This window comes from Cereibacter sediminicola (assembly GCF_007668225.1).
In the GTDB taxonomy this organism is placed as follows: Bacteria; Pseudomonadota; Alphaproteobacteria; order Rhodobacterales; family Rhodobacteraceae; genus Cereibacter_A; species Cereibacter_A azotoformans.
Genome location: NZ_VDEK01000083.1, coordinates 1 through 2,346, shown reverse-complemented (window position 1 = coordinate 2,346; position 2,346 = coordinate 1). Strand labels below are relative to the sequence as shown.

Annotated in this window: 2 protein-coding genes and 2 pseudogenes; 3 read left to right on the top strand and 1 reads right to left on the bottom strand. The window is 66.4% G+C overall.

From position 1 onward, the window contains the following. Positions 1–54: 54 nt before the first annotated feature. Positions 55–525 carry a type 1 periplasmic-binding domain-containing protein gene (locus FG154_RS21645; protein ID WP_246100489.1) on the bottom strand — a complete coding sequence of 157 codons (471 nt, stop codon included), beginning with the start codon at positions 523–525 and terminating at the stop codon, positions 55–57. A 107-nt stretch (positions 526–632) separates the two neighbouring features. Here FG154_RS21645 and FG154_RS21640 point away from each other — a divergent pair, with 107 nt between their 5' ends. From FG154_RS21640 to FG154_RS20250, 3 genes and pseudogenes are all read left to right on the top strand, one after another. Next, on the top strand, positions 633–947 hold the full coding sequence (locus tag FG154_RS21640) for a hypothetical protein (protein ID WP_246100488.1): 315 nt from the start codon (positions 633–635) through the stop codon (positions 945–947). After that, positions 944–1,210, top strand: a pseudogene (gene tnpA, locus FG154_RS21970) (IS66-like element accessory protein TnpA); the annotation flags it as partial. The gene FG154_RS21640 and the pseudogene tnpA, both read left to right, overlap by 4 nt. A gap of 60 nt (positions 1,211–1,270) precedes the next feature. Further along, positions 1,271–1,901: pseudogene (locus FG154_RS20250) on the top strand (transposase domain-containing protein); the annotation flags it as partial. Between the last annotated feature and the right edge of the window lie 445 nt (positions 1,902–2,346).

Here is a 2,346-nt window from a genome sequence, read left to right as displayed (position 1 = left end):
GCCACAACATCCGCAAGATCCTCGCCCACCTGAGGAAGCTTCTTGCCGCCGTCATTACCCTCGTTCTGGCGATGATCCGGCGGGAGCGCGCTCGCAACTACAGTCATGCGGCCGCCTGATCGCGTTGTTCAGGCGGAACTCGATCAGGGCGAGGAAATGGCCGTTGTCGCGCAAGCCCACGGATCGGCCGAATTCGGCAGCGGACACCATACTCTTTGCACATGCATGCGCGTGCGGTCCCGGCTCGCGCGATCGCTGCAGTCGTTCGACGTCGCGCTTGAGAACTACGATCCCGTGAAACCCGAAGATGCCGACCTGCTGGCCTACCGCAAGCCGCTGGGCACGGATGGCTTCAATCAGCTCGATCAATGTGATCCTTGTGCGCTTCCGCGACAGAAGCAGGGTCTCCCATTCGTCGTCGTCCTCGGCCACGTCGACGGCGCTGGTCTGCAGTTCGGCAAGAAGTGCAAGACCGTCCGATACACGCCAAGGGTTCTTGACTTTCGCGACGCGGGTGCGCGGCACCAGGATCCCCTCCTCCTCCAGGCCACGAGCTCGCGCTTGGTCGCGCCGATCGCCTCGCGCATTGCGATGGGTCCGACGAGGGTCGGGATTTCCGCGAGAAGGGCGGCATGCTTCTGCACGTCGAACAGGCGGCGGCTGAGCGGCCGTTCGTCGTGGTCCTGGAGAGCGCCCGCCTCGACCAGGAACTGTCCGATGACTTCAGGGCCGATGCCGGTCTCTTTCCCGGCGGTGACGAGGGCATGCAGGCGTCTTTCCGGAACGATTTCTCCCAGCACGGTCTGCCCCGGAGCGTATGCGCCGCCTATGGCCCATTGAGTTCCCGGGTTCGGATCGGGATGGGAGGGGCGAGCCTCGTTCTGAGGGTTCAGAAGGAGGCGACCATGCCGATGGCGGTGAAGGGTTCGACGGCCGGATCGAGGTGATCCGGCGCACTCGTGGCTATCGGCGTTGGCCGGACGAGGTGAAGGCCCGGATCGTGGCAGAGAGCTTCCGCCCGGGCGTCCGTGTGGCAGAAGTGGCGCGGCGGCACGGGGTGCTTGCGCACCAGCTTTCGGCTTGGCGGCGGCAAGCCCGTAAGGGGCTGCTCGCTCTGCCCGAGGACGCGGTGGAGGGCCTGGAGGCTGCCTTCGTGCCCCTGACGGTGGAGCCGGAGTTTGGCGCCGGGCTGGATGGCCTGTCGGGCGTGGTCACCATCGAGATCGGCGGCGTCGTCCTGCGGGTTCCGGGCAACGTGCCGGCCAAATGGGCGGCGGAGCGCGCCGCGCGCCTGCACGAGCAGGCGGTGGTGGCCGAGAAGGATGCCTTCATCGCCGACCTCAAGGAGCTGATCGGGACGCTGGAGGGCCAGGTCGCGCAGTACCGGCAGGCGAAGTTCGGGCCCAAATCCGAGAAGCTCGATCCGGCCCAGCTGGAACTGGCACTGGAGGATCTGGAAACCGCCATCGCCGAGACCGAGGCGCGCATCGCCGCCGTCGAGGAGAGGATCGCGGTCAGCGCGCCCGATGGGGAGAAGAAGCCCCGCGCGCCCCGCAGGGCCCGTGCCCTGCCGGACCACCTGCCGCGGGTCGAACGGGTTATCGAGCCAGCCAGCATCGTCTGCACGTGCGGCTGCGGGGACATGGTCCGGATCGGCGAGGTGGAGGAGGATCAGGAAACGGTCCAGTGGACCGTTTCCCCGACGACAGACCGAGCGGCTCGACATCATTCCGGCCCGGTACCAGGTGATCGTCACGATCCGGCCGAAATACGCTTGCCCGAAGGGGCGGACCGGCGTCGTCCAGGCCAAAGCCCCGGCACACCTGCTGGAGGGGAGTTGACCGACCGAGGCGCTCCTTGCCCATGTCGCCGCGGCCAAGCATTCCGAGCACATGCCGCTTCTGTGATCGGGTGGGTTCGGCCAATGGCGATGACGGTCCAACGAGCAGGTCCATGCTTCTGTCCGTGGTCGGCGCGCCGCCACAAGATGCGGACTGTGGAGGTCGGGAGGCTCCTGAGCTGTACCTCGGCTTCACTTCAGCCATGGGCAAATCCGAGCTGATCCCGTCCCTCGTCCCTGCTCGGGACTTCACACCGTCGCCCAAGGGCGCCGGATCTCGGTGATGACGAGCACATGGTCCTGCTAGCTCGCGGGGGCCGATCGATTTCGTCATCATGCTGCTGCGAGATCCTGTGCCGAGGCTGGTGGCCGACCCGCCGCCCGATACGCGGTGCCGGACTTCCGCATCGCCAGCAGGATTGTTGATTTCCACGCAGAACTGACCCGGGATTTTCCATTGAGAAGTGACCCGGCTTGGCTATTGGGTCGTAGGTCTCAGGCCGGTG

Coding starts and splice junctions, on each gene's coding strand:
- FG154_RS21640 (WP_246100488.1), top strand. CDS start 633: ATGCTTCTGCACGTCGAACAGGCGGCGGCTGAGCGGCCGTTCGTCGTG.